The organism is Shimazuella alba, assembly GCF_009831235.1.
In the GTDB taxonomy this organism is placed as follows: Bacteria; Bacillota; Bacilli; order Thermoactinomycetales; family Thermoactinomycetaceae; genus Shimazuella; species Shimazuella alba.
Genome location: NZ_WUUL01000024.1, coordinates 1 through 18,787, shown reverse-complemented (window position 1 = coordinate 18,787; position 18,787 = coordinate 1). Strand labels below are relative to the sequence as shown.

General features: G+C 37.8%; 19 protein-coding genes, 2 tRNA genes, 1 other RNA gene and 1 pseudogene. 18 read left to right on the top strand and 5 right to left on the bottom strand.

The features are described 5' to 3' along the window. Positions 1-124: 124 nt before the first annotated feature. Positions 125-442: a DUF3817 domain-containing protein gene (locus GSM42_RS19990; protein ID WP_160803327.1), complete on the bottom strand. Its 318-nt coding sequence runs from the start codon at positions 440-442 to the stop codon at positions 125-127. 271 nt (positions 443-713) lie between these two features. On the opposite strand from GSM42_RS19990, the gene asnB reads away from it, so the two are divergent. From asnB to GSM42_RS19940, 10 genes and pseudogenes are all read left to right on the top strand, one after another. After that, positions 714-2,558, top strand: a complete 1,845-nt coding sequence (gene asnB / locus GSM42_RS19985) for an asparagine synthase (glutamine-hydrolyzing) (protein WP_160803326.1) — start codon at positions 714-716, stop codon at positions 2,556-2,558. A 105-nt stretch (positions 2,559-2,663) separates the two neighbouring features. Beyond that, complete coding sequence (gene gltX / locus GSM42_RS19980) at positions 2,664-4,160, top strand: glutamate--tRNA ligase (RefSeq protein ID WP_160803328.1); 1,497 nt, start codon at positions 2,664-2,666, stop codon at positions 4,158-4,160. 325 nt (positions 4,161-4,485) lie between these two features. Further along, positions 4,486-5,262 (top strand): annotated as a pseudogene (locus GSM42_RS19975) (arylamine N-acetyltransferase family protein). A gap of 661 nt (positions 5,263-5,923) precedes the next feature. Beyond that, positions 5,924-5,999: transfer RNA gene (locus tag GSM42_RS19970), tRNA-Arg, on the top strand. A 181-nt stretch (positions 6,000-6,180) separates the two neighbouring features. Continuing rightward, entirely contained in the window at positions 6,181-7,074 is an 894-nt protein-coding gene (locus tag GSM42_RS19965) for a metal ABC transporter solute-binding protein, Zn/Mn family (protein WP_160803325.1), read from the top strand. Beyond that, positions 7,067-7,822 carry a metal ABC transporter ATP-binding protein gene (locus GSM42_RS19960; protein WP_160803324.1) on the top strand — a complete coding sequence of 252 codons (756 nt, stop codon included), beginning with the start codon at positions 7,067-7,069 and terminating at the stop codon, positions 7,820-7,822. Before GSM42_RS19965 ends, GSM42_RS19960 begins: the two co-directional genes overlap by 8 nt. Positions 7,823-7,837: 15 nt before the next feature. Beyond that, the gene (locus GSM42_RS19955; RefSeq protein ID WP_160803323.1) at positions 7,838-8,704 is read left to right on the top strand and encodes a metal ABC transporter permease; all 867 of its coding nucleotides are present in this window, start codon (positions 7,838-7,840) and stop codon (positions 8,702-8,704) included. A 2-nt stretch (positions 8,705-8,706) separates the two neighbouring features. Continuing rightward, positions 8,707-9,123, top strand: a complete 417-nt coding sequence (locus GSM42_RS19950; protein ID WP_160803322.1) for a Fur family transcriptional regulator — start codon at positions 8,707-8,709, stop codon at positions 9,121-9,123. A gap of 11 nt (positions 9,124-9,134) precedes the next feature. Then, a complete protein-coding gene (tadA, locus tag GSM42_RS19945; RefSeq protein ID WP_202405007.1) occupies positions 9,135-9,623 on the top strand; it encodes a tRNA adenosine(34) deaminase TadA in 489 nt (162 codons plus the stop codon). Positions 9,624-9,668: 45 nt separating this feature from the next. Continuing rightward, positions 9,669-9,758: transfer RNA gene (locus tag GSM42_RS19940), tRNA-Ser, on the top strand. Between the two features lie 149 nt (positions 9,759-9,907). Here the strand turns inward: GSM42_RS19940 and GSM42_RS19935 are convergent. Beyond that, entirely contained in the window at positions 9,908-10,279 is a 372-nt protein-coding gene (locus GSM42_RS19935; RefSeq protein WP_160803320.1) for a VOC family protein, read from the bottom strand. A 102-nt stretch (positions 10,280-10,381) separates the two neighbouring features. Between GSM42_RS19935 and GSM42_RS19930 the strand changes: the two genes are divergently transcribed. Together GSM42_RS19930 and GSM42_RS19925 are read left to right on the top strand one after the other, a co-directional pair. Further along, positions 10,382-11,056, top strand: coding sequence for a TetR/AcrR family transcriptional regulator C-terminal domain-containing protein (locus GSM42_RS19930; protein WP_160803319.1), 675 nt, complete (start codon positions 10,382-10,384; stop codon positions 11,054-11,056). A 362-nt stretch (positions 11,057-11,418) separates the two neighbouring features. Next, complete coding sequence (locus GSM42_RS19925) at positions 11,419-11,844, top strand: hypothetical protein (RefSeq protein ID WP_160803318.1); 426 nt, start codon at positions 11,419-11,421, stop codon at positions 11,842-11,844. Between the two features lie 269 nt (positions 11,845-12,113). On the opposite strand, the gene GSM42_RS19920 is transcribed toward GSM42_RS19925, so the two are convergent. From GSM42_RS19920 to GSM42_RS19910, 3 genes are read right to left on the bottom strand one after another with little or no spacing between them, the layout of a single operon-like run. After that, positions 12,114-12,704 (bottom strand): ATP-dependent Clp protease proteolytic subunit, encoded by a 591-nt coding sequence (locus GSM42_RS19920; protein ID WP_160803317.1) that lies wholly within the window; start codon positions 12,702-12,704, stop codon positions 12,114-12,116. Positions 12,705-12,734: 30 nt separating this feature from the next. After that, complete coding sequence (locus tag GSM42_RS19915) at positions 12,735-12,971, bottom strand: hypothetical protein (protein WP_160803316.1); 237 nt, start codon at positions 12,969-12,971, stop codon at positions 12,735-12,737. After that, complete coding sequence (locus tag GSM42_RS19910) at positions 12,964-13,566, bottom strand: ArsR/SmtB family transcription factor (protein ID WP_160803315.1); 603 nt, start codon at positions 13,564-13,566, stop codon at positions 12,964-12,966. Before GSM42_RS19910 ends, GSM42_RS19915 begins: the two co-directional genes overlap by 8 nt. A 133-nt stretch (positions 13,567-13,699) precedes the next feature. Here GSM42_RS19910 and ffs point away from each other — a divergent pair. The 6 genes from ffs (at position 13,700) to GSM42_RS19880 (ending at position 18,414) form a co-directional block, all read left to right on the top strand. Further along, positions 13,700-13,965, top strand: an RNA gene (gene ffs, locus GSM42_RS19905) — signal recognition particle sRNA large type. Positions 13,966-14,246: 281 nt separating this feature from the next. Next, positions 14,247-15,401, top strand: coding sequence for a two-component system sensor histidine kinase NtrB (locus GSM42_RS19900; RefSeq protein WP_160803314.1), 1,155 nt, complete (start codon positions 14,247-14,249; stop codon positions 15,399-15,401). A gap of 82 nt (positions 15,402-15,483) precedes the next feature. Continuing rightward, entirely contained in the window at positions 15,484-17,079 is a 1,596-nt protein-coding gene (dnaX, locus tag GSM42_RS19895; protein ID WP_160803313.1) for a DNA polymerase III subunit gamma/tau, read from the top strand. 19 nt (positions 17,080-17,098) lie between these two features. After that, positions 17,099-17,410: a YbaB/EbfC family nucleoid-associated protein gene (locus GSM42_RS19890; protein WP_160803312.1), complete on the top strand. Its 312-nt coding sequence runs from the start codon at positions 17,099-17,101 to the stop codon at positions 17,408-17,410. A gap of 14 nt (positions 17,411-17,424) precedes the next feature. Further along, positions 17,425-18,021, top strand: coding sequence for a recombination mediator RecR (gene recR / locus GSM42_RS19885; RefSeq protein ID WP_160803311.1), 597 nt, complete (start codon positions 17,425-17,427; stop codon positions 18,019-18,021). Between the two features lie 117 nt (positions 18,022-18,138). After that, a complete protein-coding gene (locus GSM42_RS19880) occupies positions 18,139-18,414 on the top strand; it encodes a pro-sigmaK processing inhibitor BofA family protein (RefSeq protein ID WP_160803310.1) in 276 nt (91 codons plus the stop codon). Positions 18,415-18,787: the final 373 nt, after the last annotated feature.

Genomic DNA, 18,787 nt, shown 5'->3' with positions numbered 1-18,787 from the left:
TTAGACTGCTTCTAATTTGGTCTCTAGTGAATATTTGGTCATAGAAAAACTGCACCTCCCATTGTTATGTGTGTCTAACAATTGGGGTGCAGTTCATTTTTGGATGGCTCTTTTTGATCATATATTAATTTTTATTTGCGAATAAGACAGGTTTCTGATGTCGCTTCAGTTGCGCATCCAAGTAAAAGGTAGCTAATGGGATAACAGACGCAATTAAAGCGATTAGTCCTTGGTTAAAGCTCCATTTATCAGCAAAATATACATGCGCAAGTGTTAGGATATAGAGTACAAACAAGGCTCCATGAATACCACCAACTATTGTAACAGCCATCGGTAAATCAGCAAAGTATTTGAGTGGCATTGCAACGACTAGTAGGAGGATGTAAGAGATACCTTCTACTATTCCTGTAAGTCGAAACCTTCCAAGTGGGGTTTTTAGCATCGTTATTTACTCCGATCATAAGAGATTTGTAACATGCTCCTCTAGGATCGTAACATATTTTTTCTCATGATTTTTGACGAATAATAAAGTTGCGAAATAAGACACATTTTTTTGGCTGAATTGCCAATGAGATTTTGTTTTGGAGATTACCCGATGAGAAAAAATCGTATTGTTATTCTATAAAAAATGTTTCGAATGAACATGTCACCAATCTGTCTTTCTTACATAGGTTAAAGTAGACAGTTGCCTAGTGGGAAAGGTGGGGACGAAGATGTGCGGATTAACAGGTTGGGTTAATTTTGAGCAGGACATAAGCAAGCAAAAAGGGATATTAGATGCAATGAACATACAAGTAGAGCATCGAGGTCCAGATGCCACAGGAACATGGATTTCGGAACATGTAGCATTTGGCCATAGACGACTTTCAATCATTGATCCTCAAAATGGAATTCAACCAATGGTAAAGCAAATGGGAGATCGTAAATATGTAATTGTCTATAATGGTGAACTTTACAACATGGATGAATTAAGGAGTAATTTGCTCGCAAAAGGATATCATTTTACTACTAGGTGCGATACGGAACTGATCCCTGCTGCTTTTTCAGCATGGCGTGAAGATGCTCCCAAAGAACTGAATGGTATCTTTGCTTTTGCTATTTGGGATGAATCCAAAGAGGAGCTCTTTATCGCCCGTGATCGGATTGGGGTAAAGCCATTATTTTATACGAAGATTGGAAATTCCCTCTTATTTGGATCGGAACTAAAATCTATCTTAGCTCACCCAGATGTACCTAGAGAGATAGACGAAGTAGGTTTGAATGAGCTTCTTGTGATGGGGCCGGCCCGTACTCCAGGTGTTGGAGTTTTTCGTAATATACATGAGCTAAAACCCGGACACTGGCTGCGATTCAATCGAGATGGGTTAGCAATACGCCCATATTGGGAGTTGGTAAGTGACTTTCATCAAGACGATCTTCCAACCACCGTTGCAAGAGTTCGGGAACTATTTCAAGATGCAGTTGGTAGGCAGTTAGTATCAGATGTACCTATTGGAACCATGCTTTCAGGGGGATTGGATTCGAGCGCTTTGTCTGCTTATGCAGCAAAATTTTTTCAACAGGAAAACCGTGGGACTCTCCATACGTATTCTGTTGATTATGTCGATAATGATAAATATTTCAAGCAGAACGAATTTCAGCCCAATCCAGATGCACCTTGGGTAAAAGTAATGGCACGACACATCGGTTCCGATCATCATAATGTCATCCTCGATAATGATCAATTATACGAAACATTAGTGAGTGCGATGAGGTCAAGAGATTTACCAGGAATGGCAGATGTGGATGCTTCTCTCATTCTGTTCTCCAGAGAGATAAAAAAAGATTTGACCGTTGTGTTATCTGGTGAGTGTGCAGATGAAGTATTTGGTGGTTATCCATGGTTTCACCGAGAGGAACTAGTAAATGCTGATACATTCCCATGGGCTAGGTTTGCCAATTTACGGGTACCGTTTTTAACGCATGAATTAGTAGAACATATGAAACCCTTGGAATATGTAGATTACCGATATCAAGAAGCGTTATCAGAAGTACCTCGTTTGCAAGAAGAGAGTGCAAAAGATGCAAGAATTCGAGAAATTTTTTACCTCAGTTTAACTCGATGGATGCCAACGTTGTTGGATCGGAAAGATCGAATGAGCATGGCTGCTGGATTGGAAGTAAGAGTTCCGTTTTGTGATCATCGTTTAGTAGAGTATGTTTGGAATGTTCCTTGGTCCATGAAGTTTCATGGTAATCGTGAAAAAGGATTACTTCGTCAAGCGGTCTCCCATCTTCTGCCGAAAGAAGTAATGGAAAGAAAGAAAAGCCCATACCCAAAAACACATCATCCAGGATATTTAACATTCGGTATTCAGAAAATACAGGAGTTAGTAGAAAATAAAAATGCTCCTCTTTTCCAATTGCTAGATCGTGAAAAAGTGAAGCAGTTTTTGCAAACGGATTTACGAAGCAAGCATTTACCATGGTTTGGTCAGCTAATGAATGTACCAGCACTACTTGCTTATTGGTTGCAACTAAATGAATGGCTTGTTTCCTATCGTGTTACTATAAAGTAAGTTAGTAAACATTTCCCCTCAATCGAGGGGTTCATTTTGTTTTTATTGGAACTATGTGAATGGAAATGGTATACTTTTAGCACTCATGAAGCAGAAAGCAGGGGTTTGGAAATGACTGTAAGAGTCCGTTTTGCGCCTAGTCCTACGGGGCATTTGCATATTGGTGGGGCGCGGACCGCATTGTTCAACTATTTATTCGCTAAAAAACTAGGTGGTTCTTACATACTAAGGATAGAAGATACAGATACTTTACGTAACAAAGATGATGCCGAAGAGAAATTAATTCGCGCTTTTCGATGGTTGGGATTAACTTGGGATGAAGGTCCAGATGTTGGTGGAGATTATGGTCCTTACCGTAGCATGGAGCGTTTGGATACCTACCAGCCTTTTCTGGATAAACTTGTTTCCGAAGAAAAAGCATATCCATGTTTTTGCACCAAAGAAGAGTTAGAAGCAGAGCGAGAAGCTGCTCAGCAAAATGGACAAACTCCAAGATATTCAGGAAAATGCCGTCATTTAACTAAAGAGCAAGTGCAAGCAAAAATCGATGCTAATATCCCTTATGTCATTCGTTTTGCAGTGACGGGTGATAATGAGATCCAATTCCAAGATCATATTCGTGGGGATATGAGTTTCCAAAGAGCAGATATAGAGGATTTTGTTATTTGTAAGTCTGATGGTGTGCCTACTTATCACTTTGCTGTAACGATTGATGATTCCCTCATGGAAATAACTCATGTTATTCGAGGAGAAGAGCATTTATCAAATACACCGAAGCATGTTCTTCTGTTTGAGGCTATTGGTGCTCCAGTACCGGAATTTGCACATATTCCACTTATTCTAAATGAAAATGGAAAAAAATTGTCCAAGCGAGACGAAACAATCCTGCAATTTATCGAACAATACCACGATCTTGGATATCTCCCAGATGCAGTGAACAATTATCTCGCATTACTCGGTTGGTCTCCAGGTGGTGAATACAATGAAGAAGAAATTTTCTCATTAGATAAATTGATACAGCTGTTCTCGTTAGATCGGATCAACAAAGCAGGTGCAATATTCAATCAAGAAAAATTAAGCTGGGTAAACAGCCAGTATATTAAAGCGATTGAGTTAGATACCCTTATCGTTTTGTGCAAACCTTATTTAGAAAACGATAAAGAATATCAAGAGTATTTGCGACAAAATGAATTAGACGAAGAAGAAGCAAATGAGCGCACAAGAGAGTTAGTAGCTTTATTTCAAACAGGTATGAGTCGGATAAGCGACATTGTTCCTTTAATCAAGTTATTCACTTCTGAAAATGCGCTGTATGATGAAGAAGCGAATCAAGTGCTTATACAAGAACAAGTCCCTGCCGTTTTGACGTCATTTGCGACAAAAATAAATGAACTTGCTGAGTATACTCCTTCGGAAATCAAGAAAGCATTAAAAGCAGTGCAAAAAGAGACTGGTTATAAAGGTAAACAGTTATTTATGCCAATTCGCGCTACTACTACTGGTCAAGTACATGGACCTGATTTAAATCAAACCCTGTACTTACTTGGAAAAGAAAAAGTTCTTTCAAGAGTAAATCATGTACAAAAACAAGTCGTATCGTAAGCTCCTATAGGAGCTTATTTTTGTTAGAATTCTTATAGATAGGTTGTTCTGTGGTTTCCTTTTGCTACAAAAAATTAAATGTATATTTTTGTTTGCGAATCTATCATCTATCCATATGAATAATAAATTATTTTCTGTTGATATGTTGAATTAGAAGAATATATCCCACTATAATTGGAGACAGAAAGCTTTGAATAAAGCGATTTTTTTGGCTGGAGTAAATAGATGACAGTATCGGTTAGCCATATAATTTCAGATTTTCTCCAGTTAAAGTAACATATAGATTGCACCACCAATAGCTATATGGTTATAGGAGGAATTATCAATGAGTGAACTAAATACATTGTTTCGAAGAAGATTAGGCATTTCACAAAATGAACAGATTACTTTTCAAAGATTATCTTCTATTCTAGAAAAAAACAGCTAAAACAATTCCTTTTGAAAATTTATGCATACTTAAAAATCAGACAAATGAGATTACAAGAGAAAATCTAATAAATAAGATGCTACGGAAGACAGAAGGTGGTCTTTGCTATGAATTGAATTCTATTTTTTATTTATTTTTAATAGAGAATGGCTTTGATTGTGCTTTAGCAAGGGGGGTTGTTTATAAGGACCCTACTAGTGGATATTTTAATCTTGGAAGAACGCATGTAACCATTCTGCTCTGTTATGAAGGAAAAAAATATTTAATAGATACAGGATTTGGTGGTAATCTGCCATTAGTACCAGTTCCTTTTTCTGGTGATACTGTAGGTTCTGACAATGGGGAATTTCGGATTAAAAAAGAAGATACGGAGCATGGCGATTATATTTTTGAAATGAAATTAAAATACAAGGATGCCGACTGGAGAATAGGATATGCATTTGATTCCCAAAAAACGATAAAAGATATATCGGAATTTAATAGAATTCAGACGATTATTAAAAAAATGAAGAATCACCATTTAACAAAACTCCTCTAGTCACCAAATTAGTAGATGGTGGAAATATTACTTTAACCAACAGTACTTTTACCAAATGGCAATATGGGGTAGTTACAAAAGAAAAAATTGATCATACAAAATTCAAAGAGTTATTAAGTAAACATTTTGGAATGTAGTATTTTGATTATTTTTCACTTCGTTGTTTATTAAAAATCATGAGAACAAAGAAATGTCATCACATAAAATAGTGATGACATAGGGTCATATCTATGGAGTACTGATATACTAGACAAATATCTGCCGTTATCAGTGAAGTCAAAGTGATAGGAGCATTAGATACTCTTATGATGATCAGGAGTTGTTTGACATATCTGAACAACTGGGGATTCGTCTTATTACACTAGCAAAATATGCGAAAATCCTCCTCCTCCTGAAGAAATTACCTATAATAGAAGGAGACAGAATGATGCTACCTATTTGAAACAGGAAATTGGGAAAAACTACTGCTACAATGAAATGGAATGAAGCGAATCTTCCCTTTGCTAAAATCTCAATATGGGTTTAAAACAACCAGGACATTTTGCACTTTCTCGCTATGTTTGTCATGTTCATTTGATTATTATGGTTTTCTGACTTGAGCGTTTATAAGATCAATCACTCGGTTTTCACACTCGAAAAGCTCCATGGAATCGTTAAGATAAAGCTTTTCATATTTGCAACAAGCTGTATATTTAAAATGTAAAAGGTTGTCTGATTCTTAGGAGTGAGCTTTTTTATGTGTTGGTAATCCCTCTTTTATTCTTTTTCAATTCTGTGTATAATGGTATTCATTATTGTGCACCCGTAGCTCAGCGGATAGAGCAATCGTTTCCTAAACGATGTGTCGGAGGTTCAAGTCCTTCCGGGTGCGCCAAAATTACAAGTACACACCATTTGATGCAGCGAAAGGCTGCTATTTTTTTTGTTTTTTCTCTCTGGAAATAATATATTTATTTTAAATGTAAAACGTAACATTTACGATTTACATCATAGAGGTGTCTCGTTATAATTGTATGTGGATAGGAAATAATAAGAATGTTGTTCGGAGGATAATGATGAAAAATAGAATAATTCCGCTTCTAGCTTTTGTATGTTTCATGATCTTTTTGGTTGGTTGTGGAAGAGAATCTGACTCTTCCAAACCTCAAATTATTGTATCCCTATATCCTCTTCAAGATTTTGCTCAGAAAATTGGAGGGAAGTATGTGGATGTGGTAAATTTAGTTCCTCCAGGAACAGAGCCACATGACTTTGAACCATCCCCACAAGACATGATAAAGCTCCATAAAGCAGATCTGTTTTTATATAATGGCGCAGGATTAGAAGGATGGGTAGATCGTACCCTGCCAAATATCGACCAATCACATACACATGTCATAAATACCTCTGAAAAAATGAAATTGCATCAAGTAGACAAAATTCAAGATCCTCATATTTGGTTAAATCCCTATTTAGCTCAGCAACAAGCAAAAGTAATTTACGAGTCAATGATGAAAATAGATCCTACTCACAAGGAAGTATTTGCGGCAAATTACCAAAAGCTAAATAACCAATTTATTGAGTTGGAAAAAGCATATGAAAGTCTTCTGCATACACCAAAACGAGAGTTTGTCACTGCCCATACCGCTTTTTACTATTTAGCAGATCAATATCATCTGAATCAGATTGCGATCGCAGGACTTAGCCCTGATGATGAACCTAGCCCAAAAGAAGTGAGTAAACTAGTAGAGTTACTTCAAAAATATCAAGTAAAAACCGTCTTTTTTGAAACATTGGCAAACAATAAATTAGCAGATACCATCAAAAATGAAATTCATGCTCAAGCGGAAGTATTAAATCCGCTTGAAGGATTATCCAATCAAGAGATTGCTAATAAAGAAGATTATTTTTCCGTGATGATGAAAAATTTGTCCAATTTAAAGAAAGCATTAGGTGGTGCAAATGAGTAAAATTGTACTACAGATGGAGGATGTATCTTATTCTTATCAGCATCAGTCTGTGTTAGAAAGTGTGACTTTGTCTGTAAAAGAGGGTCAATTTTTAGGAATCGTGGGTCCCAATGGTTCTGGTAAATCAACGCTATTAAAAATCGCATTAGGAGTACTTCAGCCACGTGAAGGAAAGGTTACCGTTTTTGGGCGATCTATTCGAGATCAGAAGAATAAACATCAAATTGGATATGTATCACAGAAATCCAATAGCTTTCAACGTGATTTCCCTGCTACTGTTCAAGAAGTAGTCGCGGCCGGCCTCGCCGCTAAAAAAGGTATTATTCGTTGGTATAATAAAAAAGATTTTGAATTAGTAGATGAAGTTTTGGATCAAGTTGGACTAAGGGATTTACGTAAACGGAATATTGGGCAGCTGTCTGGTGGACAACAGCAACGAGTATTTATTGCAAGAGCACTGATCAGTAAGCCAAAATTATTAATTCTCGATGAACCTACCGTTGGAATAGATCGAGACTCCACGAAGCAGTTTTATGATCTCTTACATCGTTTACATAAACAAAATGGCTTAACACTCATCTTGGTTACACATGATATCGGGGTAGTTTCTACATTGGTAGATGAAGTAGCTTGTTTAAATAAAAAACTTTTCTTTCATGGGAGCAGGACGCATTTTATGCAAAAAGAAAAAGAGCTATTGTCTAGCGCGTATAATCATGATGTCCAAATTATTAGTCATCAGCACTGAAGGGAGAGACAAACATTGGTAAGTGATTTTTTTGAATATGCCTTTTTACAACATGCACTTATTGCTGGGTTAATAATCGGACTTGTTTCTCCTTTAGTAGGAATCTTTTTGGTAGTTCGACGTTTATCTTTGATTGCGGAGGCATTGTCGCATATTACTTTATCAGGAGTTGCGGCTGGTCTTCTCTTGCAGAAAAATTTTGCGATATTTGCAAGTATTAGCCCACTGTATGCAGGTATGAGTTTTGCGGTTATCGGATCTATCTTTATGGAACGCATACGCCAGTTTTATCGTTCTTATCAAGAGCTGGCAATCCCCATCCTGCTTTCAGGCGGAATTGCTGTTGGGGTAGTCCTTATCGGACTTGGTAATGGGTTTGGTACGGATATTTCTAGTCTATTGTTTGGAAACATTTTAGCGATTAATGTACAAGATTTATGGTTAATTGGCGTTGTTGCTATTTTGGTTATTTGTTTTCTTTTGCTATTTTTTAAGGAGTTGTTTGCATTAGCATTTGATGAAGAACATGCAGTATTAACTGGTATTCGTGGAAGATGGCTTCATCTTATTTTTATCATATTAGTAGCGATGGTTATTTCTGTTGCCATTCGCGTAGTAGGGATTTTGCTCGTATCTGCTCTTATGACATTACCAGTAGCTACAAGTATGCAGTTGTCACTGAGTTTTCGGAAAACAGCTTTTTTATCTATTCTTTTTGCAGAGTTCTCAATTATAGCTGGCTTGATTTTTGCTTACTGGCTAGATATTGCCTCAGGTGGAGCAATTGTCTTAGTATCGATCGCTTTATTGTTAATTGTTATCATCGGAAAACGCCTATTTTCTGTGGTACAATATAAGAAAGCGAATGTGCGAGGCGAATGATAATGGATACAACTACTGCCTTACAAATGTTAAAGAAAAAAGGCTATAAGTATACAGGAAAACGGGAGCAGATGGTTCATATATTTGAACGAGAGGGCCGCTATTTAAGTGCGAAAGAAATGCTGGAATTCATGCAAAAAGAATATCCAGGTTTAAGTTTTGATACGGTTTATCGAAACCTTTCTTTGTTTGAACAATATGGGATATTAGAAGTTACCGAGTGGTCAGGGGAGAAAAAATACCGATTGGCATGTAGCTCCCACTCTCATCATCACCATTTGATCTGTACAACATGTGGGAAGACCACAGCGATTGATCTGTGTCCCATGAATGCAATTCTAGGTGAGCCGCAAAACTTTCAAATAACAGGACATAAGTTTGAGATTTATGGTCATTGTGAAGAATGCATGAGGAACTAGGAGTGTTACAGATGTCTGATGAAGAATATATGCTCTTAGCTCTTGATGAGGCAGACAAAGCTGTCCAATTAAAAGAAGTTCCCATTGGTGCTATTGTTGTTTATCGGGATCAAGTGATCGGAAGAGGATATAATTTGCGAGAGACAGAGCAAGATCCTCTATTACACGCAGAAATGATAGCCATTCGTGAAGCTGCAATGCATCTGAAGAGTTGGAGATTGGAAGAATGCACCCTCTATGTAACTCTAGAACCTTGCCCGATGTGCGCGGGAGCCATTTTGCAATCGCGTATCCAACGGTTGGTTTATGGTGCCAAAGACCCTAAAGCAGGGTGTGTAGATAGCTTGTATCATTTGTTAAATGATGAACGATTTAACCACCAAACAGTCATTGTGGATGGCGTTTTACAGGAAGAATCCAGAGAGAAGCTACGCTCTTTTTTTCAATCTTTACGGGCAAACAAAAAACAAAGAAAGCAGTCTAATTCTATTGTGACTTGAAATTTGTTGGTAATTGTGTATAATATTTTTTGTTATAGCCTTTTTGGAGAGGTGTCCGAGTGGTTGAAGGAGCTGGCCTCGAAAGTCAGTGTAGTTATATAGCTACCGTGGGTTCGAATCCCACCCTCTCTGCCAAATAAATATGCCATTATAATAAAAAGGACTCTATTATAGGAGTCCTTTTTTGATTTTCGGGAAGGAGCAGTTTTTGTCAATAAAAACACAAGTCTTCAACTTGTCCTTCCTACCCGATACTATTCGGTGAAGATTGTTTATTTTCCAAATTACTTTTGTAGGCAAGTTATTTCAAATAAAATGCCATTTAATGCTCTAAAATAAAGGCTGTAACCGCCTCTCATATATTTTGGCTTACTGTCTAACTCTACATTCGCTGTTAATTGGAGCCGGTCATACATTTGATTTACTTTATCAGGTGTATCTACAAAAAATCCAATATGAAAATCTTTTGGATAAACTGGAACCTCATCACCAAAAATTTGTGGGTTACTCAATACGAGGACGAAATCATGTCCATCTTCCATCACGGCAATTGCGTCTCCTTTTCTATCCATTGTTTGAAATCCGAATATACTTTCGAAGAAATCCTGTGAATCAGTTAGATTGTTTACACATAGATTCAAATGCTGTAATTTCATAGATTAGTCTCCTTATTAATTGAACCTTGTTTAATTATAATTGAACATTGTTATATTATTTTATTGTGATATGATTGTCAAGAAAAAAGGGGATTTCGAACATTGGCAAGACGAAGGAGACAAGCAAATGAACCGCTTCTTGATCAAAAGCGGATTGTGGTAGTAGCCTTAGAATTAATTGATAAAGTGGGACTTCATCAATTAACGATGCGAAAGTTAGCAGAGTCTTTAGGAATTCAGGCGGGAGCCTTATATTGGCATGTGAAAAATAAAGAGGAACTTTTGGGGTTACTTGTAGATGAAATCAGCTCAAAAATTACTTGGCCAGAAGATGAAATTTCATGGAAAGAAGCTATCACAAGCTGGGCTCGGAGTTTTAGAAATATACTACATAGGTATCGAGATTCTGCGGAAATATTCAACAATAGTACTTTTTCATCAAGTTACAATCGTTTTCAACAAATCGAGAACTTATTTTATGTTTTATCTAAAGCAGGATTTAGGGACGAAGACATTCCTTGGATGGCTTCCATGATAAAAAATCATATACTTGGTTTTGTTTCGGAAGAAGTTCGATTCCATAAGATTTTAGAAAAAAAAGACCAAACACTTGAGGAATTGGGGGAAGAGGCGGACAAAATGTATCAGACTCTATCGAAAGATTCTTTTCCTTCTATAGCTCGATTGTCTTGCTATATGACAAACCCTAATTGGGATCGAGAGTTTGATATGGGAATAAACGTATTACTTAATGGTTTCACTGTAAACTTAAAATGACCTCTATTGAGATAGATAAATTAATTAGGGCATCATCATAACTCATGAAACAAACAAAAGCGGCATTCTGCCGTTTTTTCGCTTTTATACGATATCCTGCGTTTGATCACTTTATCGATAATCCTATAACCTAATGCTTCTTCTGTATCTAAGAAAAGTAATACCGATCTTTTCACATTTTAAAAAATATATTATAGTTCCTTCCATCTTTACGTTTGCTCTACCGTAGGTAATTCGCCTACGGTAGAGTTTGCTGTTTGGAAACCAGGTATCATTAGATCGGTTTGATCTTAAATTTGATATATATAATTAGACAATGGCTATGTAAATTTAGTCATCCCTACTGACTTAGGAGAGTTTTCATGGGAAGAAATGACCTCACCGTACTCTTGAAAAAGGCTGAAGAGGTACTAAAGAAGTCAGGGGATCTGTGTCAGATATACATTACGGTGTACTCTCGAGATAAGGGGATTCAGCTGAAATGCTCTTCTTCCGTCTCTTTTCCAGATCAAAAGGTGAGTGTTGACCGGATTGCTCAAGTGTTGCAGGTTGAACCAAAATTTTTTAGTTCACCTGTCGCTGCTTACACGATAGATACCCATAGAGACCAGAATAAGCCTAGTATTCGTGTACAAGCATTGGCAGTTAAGTTTGATCTAACAAGTCGAAGCAAACGGACAACCAGCACCCGTGATACGATCAAGGTCATCCAGCGATTGATGCCCTGGGCATCGGAGGCTGCCGACGAATCTCATTCGCGATTTTGCTGTTATGGATCTAGGGAGTGATTACTGTGTTAGTGTCACGGTCAAGAATAATAGCGGTATGAATCGTATTCTGGCTTCATTGCCAGCCCAAATTGATCGGGATAAGGGGAGTGCAATTCTTCCTAGTGGACACACACTTCATGTGTTTGTGTCCACCTAAACTCACAGAGACCTAAGAAAAGGGAATTATGAATGCGATATCGTTTATATGACGGTATCGCATTCCACATTTTTGATAGTTAAAAAATAGGAATATAGAGAAAAAAGCGGCTTCATTCTGCCGCTTTTTTCTATGCTAAATCTTTGCGCTCAATTATTTTGTCAATAATCCCATAAGCTAGAGCCTCTTTTGTACTTAGGTAGTTATCACGATCTGTGTCTCGTTCAATTTCCTCAATAGTTTTCCCGCATCGATCAGCGTATATTTTGTTAAGGGTATGTCTTGTTTTCAACATGTTTTTTGCTCGAATTTCGATATCAGATGCTTGCCCATGAATTTGCTGTACCCATGGTTGATGGATCAATATTTCTGTATTGGGTAATGCCATTCTCTTGCCTGGAGCTCCACCTACTAATATAGTAGCTCCCATCGAAGCGGCAAATCCCACTGCAATGGTGGAAACATCCGGCTTGATATATTGCATCGTGTCAAAAATGGCAAGACCAGCAGTAACCGATCCCCCGGGAGAGTTGATATACATATGGATATCTTTTTCATCATCTTCGGCAGCAAGAAATAGTAATTGTGCAATAATCGCATTAGATACATGATCATTGACTTCTGATCCTAGAAAAATAACACGATCTTTGAGCATTCTGGAGTATATATCGTATGTTCTTTCTCCGTTTTTTGTTTGCTCTACAATATAAGGAATCTGCATATTTCCCACCCTTTCTCAATATCAAAAAATCTAAGCAGCAAGTTGCATGCGAGTAGCAGATGAACGGCTGGTCTTGCTAAATCCAGAAGAAACTATTTTCAGTTTCACGGTTTCTCCTTGGGAAGGAATAGACCTTTCTTGCACAGTAGACTCTTGACGAAGTGGAAAAAGGATTATGTTTTCTTGTTTTGTTGGTGAGACTTTTGTTTCCCATACAATCGTTTCGGTTTTTTCAATTTGTTCCTGAGCTTTCATTGTTTTACTCATGGTTATCACTTCCTTGACTGGAGTCTGGATAGACAGCTAAAAGGACTTGATAGGGATGGGCATGACCAGTTTTGTGTTGATATTTTTTAACCAAATCTTCCACCATTGCAACATAATCAGCAACAAATTGCTCTCGAGTCAGTTCATCAGCTAAGTTTACTTGCATTTGGAGGGAAGCGCTTGGAATTACTTCATTTTGATCAGATTGCTCCATAAGATGTAGTGCATCTTTTTTCATTCGTTCTGAAGTATGAATGAGATGAAGTAGAGAACCTTGATCTTTCATTTTTTGGATGGTTTCTTTCCTGATCGAGAGGGACTCTGCAAGAAGAAAAGTACGAGCGATGCTTTGGTAGAGTACTTCCACCAAATTCCTTACTTGGCGCGTACCTACTCTGGACACAAGTCCTACTTTTTCCAACGTTTTGAGATGATAGTTGATTCTTTGTGGTGTCTCTTTTAGCTTTTTAGCTACTTCGGTAGCAGAACTCGGTTGTTTTAGTTGTGCGAGTATTTCTGCGCGAAGTGGATTTATGAGAGCTGATGCTTGTTCAGGCAATTCGACGAGATAAGTTTCTTGTATTGGCTGTTTCAATAGAAAATCACCTTCTTTAAAACATAACTACTACGTAAAAATAATTTATTACATAAAAATAAATTTGTCAATAAAAAAGGTCCATTATTTACTATGTTGTTGTACATGCAGATTTGTGATAAAATAGTTTTTGCCGTGCTAGATGGGGAGGTGGCGGTGCCCTGTAACTCGCAATCCGCCTTAGCGGGGTTGAATTCCTATCTGAGGCTTATTCTGTGTGAGGCTTGGTCTTTCTGGACAGTGTTGACGATTGGGTCCTACGCAACGAGTACTTCTGAACCGTGTCAGGTCCTGACGGAAGCAGCACTAAGGTTGGCTTCTCGTGTGCCGTAGGGTTGCCTGGTTTGAGCTGGAAGGGAAGTTACCGCTTGGACAGATAAGTCAAAGATAGGTGCACGGCTTTACATATTTAGAAAAGCATATTATGTCGACATAGTAATGTTGAAGAAAGCCAGCTTTGTGACTGAAATCACAGAAGGCTGGTTTTCTCTTTTTAATGGAAAAAATATACAAAAAGAAGGAAGAATAGGAAAAAAAGAGAATTTAACTAGTAGAAACTTGGTACTATTAACACCCTTGAAATGATTTATTTGATTGTGAAGAACATGGATAAATAATTTCTTTTCTGGACTGGTGGTTGTTCGTATGGTTTCAAGGAAAGTGATAGTGTGGTGGAATCAATGATCCATGTAGATGCTAGTATAGTTAGGAGATCAGAAGATCATCCTTCTTATCCGATGATGAATTCCTACCCGTTTCCACACTATGAGCATATTACGGAACTTTTTTCGCAAATGCAGATTGGAATCTGGCTAATTGATCATCGAGGCTCTATGGTAGAATTGAATAGTATTTCAAGTCAATTTCTTGGCTTAGATCGTGATGAAGTTTTATACCGTCCCATTGACCACGTCATTTCACAGCTCGATCCCTCTCAACCAAACTATAATCAATTTATTTCTTTCCTTACCAGTACATATCCACAGCAAAATGAAATGGAGCTTGAATGGGAAACTGTTGAAGGCAGGCATCTTTTTCTTGTTCGGAGAAGGCGAATAAATAATAAAGAATCTGGTTTTTCTGGAGATTTCTTTATGATGGAGAATAAAACGGAGGTTGACTCCCTTGCCAAACAGGCACAACTAAGCAATAGACTGGCTACTATCGGACAAATAGCAGCTGGAACAGCACACGAAATACGAAATCCTCTTACCTCCATACGTGGTTTTTTGCAGGTGATCGGTCATAAGTTAAAAGAGATTGGTCAGCAAAAAGAACAAGCTTATATTGATATTATGTTAAAGGAGATAAATCGTATCAACAGCCTTGTCAGTGAGTTCCTTCTGCTGAGTAAGCCTCGTCTTGTTAATCGACGAACATCAGCTATTCTGTTGCAAGAAGCAATTGATGATATTTTGCCTATCGTACAAGGAGAAGCTACTCTCCATAATATTGAGCTGCATTTTCACCAAGAGGTGGAAGGTTCACTTGTTATTGAAGCAGATAGCGAATTAATAAAACAAATATTTCTGAACTTGTGTAAAAATGCGATTGAAGCGATGAAAGCAGAGGGTGTACTCACTATTTGTATAAGCAAAGATGAACACAGCAAGTATGCAATCGTACAAATCGCTGATCAAGGGCCAGGAATACCAGCCTGTATGATGGAAAAGGTATTTGATCCTTTTTATACGACGAAAGAAAATGGAACAGGACTAGGTTTACCAATTTGTAAACAAATCCTGAGAGAATTAAATGGTAAAATGGAAGTGAGTTCAGATGAGAACGGAACTACTTTTCATATCTATTTGCCGCTTGCAGCCCTCTCTTCGTGAGATGGGTTGTTTTTTTTGGAAAGCATGCGCAAGATGTAGTATGATGAAGGATGAATTTAAAAAAATAGGATGGTGTTTCCCTATGTCCTATCGAGCGTTGTACCGTGTTTGGAGACCACAACATTTTCGTGACCTAGTTGGTCAGGAACATGTTACTACTACCTTAGCAAACTCACTAACTGGGGGGCATATTTCGCATGCTTACTTATTTAGTGGTCCAAGAGGGACAGGGAAAACCAGTGCAGCTAAGATATTTGCTAAAGCAGTTAATTGTATACATGGACCAGCTGCGGAACCATGTAACGAGTGTGAACCGTGTAAAGCTATTACACAAGGGTCTTTATTGGATGTTATTGAGATTGATGCTGCTTCTAATCGTGGTGTCGATGAGATTCGTGACCTTCGAGACAAAGTAAAGTATGCACCTACAGAGGTTCGGTACAAGGTGTATATTATTGATGAAGTTCATATGTTGACGACGGAAGCATTCAATGCTTTGTTGAAAACATTGGAAGAACCTCCTGGTCATGTTATTTTTATTTTGGCGACAACCGAGCCGCATAAACTTCCGGCCACCATTATATCAAGATGTCAGCGGTTCCCGTTTCGTTGTATTCCTCACCAACGTGTAGTAGAAAGATTAGAGTATGTGGTCTCACAAGAAGGCATAACAGCAGAAATTGCGGCCCTTGAACAGATCGCGCGAGTTGCCGATGGAGGGCTACGTGACGCACTGAGTTTGTTGGATCAAACGATCTCATTTTCTGACAACGGGTTAACAGAAGAGGTTGTGCTCTCTATTATTGGAGGAGTTTCTGAGCATTCGATGCTTCAACTGCTAGATTATCTCCACCAAAAAGACAGAGCTGCTGCTTTGAAACAAGTAGATGAATTTATAACTTACGGCATAGAAGTAGATCAGGTAGTGCAAGATTTATTATTAATTGCAAGAGATATACTATTGGCGCAAACATTTGTGGAAAAAGCAAGTATTTCGGAAACGGTTAAAAGCAAGAGATCTGTATACGGAACAGAAGAATTGGTGCAATGGGTGGATCAGTTGGTATTGATTCAGCAACAGCTAAAATGGGTCAACCATCCACAGATTTTATTAGAACTGTTTATTATCCGACAAACAAGTGCTTTGCAACCACAGCAACAAATTGTACAACATACGCCAATAGCACCTTCGCAAAAAGAAGAACAAACAACACTTAGCAAGCCAGCAGAGGAAACAGAAAAAGTAGCAGCTGAACAACCAATAACCAAGCAGAATACTTCTAAAGTAGAAACAAAACCAACCACAATTAATCCTTCTGTCAATCAGGTATGGCCAACTGTTCTACAGTCCATCAAACAGCAAAGAGTGACACTGTATGCGTGGCTGGCAGATGGTGAAATTGTAGAAACTACTAATGATACCATCACGATTGCAATGCTTGGTGCTTTTCACCGGGATACGGTGTTAAAAGCAGAAAATAAAAAACTCATCGAAAAAGAATTGGAAAAGATGTTGCATACTTCTTATGAGTTGAAGGCTTTTACTAGAGAGCAATGGGAGCAACAGAGAGGAAAAGAGGAAATATCGATTACTACCTCCAAACCTGAACCTCCCGATGATATAGTTAAAAAGGCGATTGCTTTGTTTGGTGAAGAATTAGTTTCCGTAGAAAAATAGTCTGAGAGGATAATGAATAATGAAACAAATGAATCAAATGATGAAACAAATGAAAAAAATGCAAGATCAATTAATGAAAGCACAACAAGAATTAGAAGCAAAAGAATTTGAAGGTACAGCGGGTGGAGGCGTCGTTAAAGTAACGATTAATGGAAAAAAACAATTGGTAGGACTCCAACTTCAACCGGATGTAGTTGATCCAGATGATGTAGAAATGTTGCAAGACCTTATCATCGCTGCATTTAATGAAGCACAGAAACAAGTAGATGATGCAACATCCAAAGATTTAGGGAAATTGACTGGCGGATTAAATATTCCTGGACTTTTTTAGGTAGGTGAGCAGCGTTGTATTTACCTGAGCCGATCGTAAACCTCATTGATGGATTTCAACGTTTACCGGGGATAGGAGCAAAAACAGCACAACGATTAGCATTTACCATTCTAAAAATGGATGATGAAGATGTCGCTGACTTTGCCCAAGCACTCATTCAAGTCAAAAGAGATCTGAAAATATGTACTGTATGTCAAAATATATCTGACCAAGATATATGTGATATATGTCAAGATAAAAGCAGAGATACTTCGATCATTTGTGTGATTCAAGAGACAAAAGATTTGATCGCGATGGAACGCACAAGAGAGTTTAATGGGTTATACCATGTCCTTGGTGGTGCAATTTCACCAATTGAAGGAATCGGTCCTGAGCAGTTAAAAATCCCATCTCTACTGGAGCGTTTGTCCGATGAAAAAGTGAAAGAGCTTATCCTAGCTACCAACCCAAATATGGAAGGCGAAGCAACTGCGATGTATTTGTCTCGTCTTGTGAAACCATTCGGAATCAAGGTGACACGTATTGCACATGGTTTACCAGTTGGCGGCGATTTGGAATACGCAGATGAAGTAACACTTACAAAAGCATTGGAAGGTAGAAGAGAAGTATAAAAAGCTGGGATTCGATCCCCGCTTTTTTGTTTTGTCGAAGTGAATTAAGAGTAATGAAGTAGGTCCTTGTCCCATAAGATAGACAATAAAGTGTGTAGTGGGATAAGGGGTGGGGTAGTGTTAGATATAAAATGGTGGATCGTTGCTGGTATTTGTGGTGTGGTTTTTTTTATGTTCATTAGTCGATCTGTCAAGCAGCCATTGGTCTGGTTGTGGCAAGGATTGTTTTATTCTGCAATTGGCAGTTTAATTATTTTTTTAATAAATTTTATCGGTCAGTCTTTTCATTTTACATTACCTATAAATATACTCACTGCAGGAGTAGTCGGTTTATTGAGAATTCCGGGGTTAGCATACATTATAGCTGTAAAATTGCTGGTACTGCCTTCCTAGAATAGATCCTTCTCATGAGAGGAGGATTTTTTTAGTGCTATATTTTTTTGTGTTATGCCCCAATACTAGTGTGTTGTTTAACTCAAGGCAAACGCTAAAAATTAGCGTACTGTTTATAAAGAAAAACTCGACCATGTCTTGATTCATCTCATACATACTTGGTTTTATCATTGCGCATTCTAATGATACAAAAGTCACGTTGTAAAGAAAAATAATATAAAATAAAAAAAGGTGTTGACTATAGGTTGTAGTCCATGCTATATTATTACTTGTCGCCGCGAGGTAAGCGGGAGACACAAAAAAGAAGTTGTTCCTTGAAAACTGAAGAGTGAGATCACAAACCTGTTAATTTTTTAAAAGCTAGCAAAGAGCA